2 protein-coding genes are annotated in these 2048 nt (G+C 55.7%); both read left to right on the forward strand.

Annotation, left to right across the window (positions count from 1 at the left end; genetic code table 11):
* The first annotated feature begins 48 nt into the window (after positions 1-48).
* Positions 49-1779 carry a group II intron reverse transcriptase/maturase gene (ltrA, locus tag DBR23_RS12660; RefSeq protein WP_108498483.1) on the forward strand — a complete coding sequence of 577 codons (1731 nt, stop codon included), beginning with the start codon at positions 49-51 and terminating at the stop codon, positions 1777-1779.
* Between the two features lie 141 nt (positions 1780-1920).
* The coding region (locus tag DBR23_RS32280) for an FmdB family zinc ribbon protein (RefSeq protein WP_146191323.1) at positions 1921-2048 on the forward strand (128 nt) is incomplete at its 3' end.

A 2048-nucleotide genomic window follows, 5' to 3' on the forward strand; every position in this document is an offset into this window, starting at 1 on the left:
CCCTTCGGGGGAGGTGTGCGTCTCCAGGGGTTCAACCTGGAGGAAAGCATGAGAAAACACGTCGCTTCGCGCGACGAGTCTGCGTCCTCACGCGAACCGCAAGACTGGCACTCCATCGATTGGGGTCTAGTGGCGCGGAACGTGCGGACGACGCAGACCCGTATAGCGAAGGCTACGCAAGAAAAAGACTGGCGCCGCGTGAAAGCGCTGCAAAGGTCTCTAACTCACTCGTTCTCGGCCAGAGCGCTGGCCGTGAGACGAGTGACCGAAAACCAAGGCAAACGAACGAGTGGCGTCGATCGCGAACTTTGGGATTCGCCTGCCTCCAAATGGGCGGCGATCGGTCGGTTGAAGAATCTTCGAGGGTACAAACCGCTGCCCCTGCGGCGGGTCTACATTCCCAAAGCAAACGGGAAGGAAAGGCCGCTTGGCATTCCGACCATGTTTGACAGGGCCATGCAGGCGTTGCACCTACTTGCATTGGAGCCAGTGTCAGAGTGCACCAGCGACCCGAACAGCTACGGCTTTCGGACTGGGCGCTCAACACACGATGCCATGAGCCAGTTGTTCGTCTCCTTGTCTCAGAAGGCCTCGGCCGAATGGGTATTGGAAGCCGACATTCAGGGGTTCTTCGACCATATCAATCATGACTGGATGCTCGACCGTGTTCTCACAAACAGGGAAGTGCTACGGAAATGGTTGAAAGCCGGAGTGGTCCATCAGGGTCGCTTCTCGCCGACAGATGAGGGAACACCGCAAGGTGGTGTCATTTCGCCAACCCTGGCGAATTGCGTTCTGAATGGGTTGGAAACGGGACTCGCCGCGCACTTAAACGCGCGGCTGGGTGTTGTGAAAGCTCGTAGGGCCAAAGTAAATGTGGTCCGCTACGCGGACGACTTCGTCATCACTGGGAGCTCACGAGAGCTGTTAGAGATTGAAGTCCGACCATGGGTAGAAGCATTCCTTGCAAAACGAGGATTGCGGCTATCGCTGGAAAAGACCTGCGTCACGCACATTGACCGAGGCTTCGATTTCCTTGGATGGAATTTCCGCAAATACCGTGGAAAGCTGCTAATCAAGCCGAGCAAGAAAAACGTGAAAGCGTTCTATCGCAAGGTATCGGAAATCGTAAGGACGCATCTATCGACAAAACAGGAGGATCTCATCGCGCAACTTAACCCAATCCTTCGGGGATGGGCTAGGTATCACCAACCGGTGGTCGCGAAAGAGACGTTCAGTCGGATGGACTACCTTATCTACTGGCGGCTTGTCCGCTGGGCGAGGAGGCGACATCCGAAGAAGTCCCCAAGTTGGTGCACCCAACGTTACTGGAAGGTCATTAGCGACAGGACAGAGTTCGCAACCAAAGTAGGTACAGAAGACGAACCGATCATGAAACGGTTGGCGCGATTAAGCGACACAGTGATTGAAAGGCATGAAAAGATCAAAGGAGGCTACAACCCCTTTGATCCTGTCTGGGAGGCGTATGGTGAGATGTTGCGAACGAAACGCACGGCAAGGAGCCTGCGCCATCGTTACGAAGCGTCAATGCTGTATATCTCCCAGGACGGGCGCTGTGCACTCTGCACAGAACCGCTCGATCATGAAGGCGGTTGGCACGATCATCACATTGTTTACAAGGTGAATGGCGGGTCGGACGCTATGTCTAACCGGGTGCTCCTGCACCCGGTGTGCCATCAGAGGCTGCATGCCCTTGGGTTGCCGGTCGCGAAGCCGGCCTCAACAAGGCTTAGGGTTCAGGATAAGAAAGGCGCGTAGAGTAAAATCGCGTGTTTTGCTTATTGCTGGACTAAGTTGTGCTTGAGCCGTGTGCGGTGAAAGTCGCACGCACGGTTCTTAGGGGGGGATGGTCCAGTAATGGGTTGTCCCTACCCTCCCACTTTCCCTCAACACACTGACATGCCTATTTACGCCTACAAATGCGGCTCCTGTGGCCATGCCAAGGATGTGCTGCAAAAAATCTCCGACGCACCCCTGACCGTGTGCCCCGCCTGCGGCGCCGAAGCCTTCTCCAAGCAGGTCACTGC

Origin of the sequence: Acidovorax sp. HMWF018, from assembly GCF_003061035.1 — a bacterium.
In the GTDB taxonomy this organism is placed as follows: Bacteria; Pseudomonadota; Gammaproteobacteria; order Burkholderiales; family Burkholderiaceae_C; genus Acidovorax; species Acidovorax delafieldii.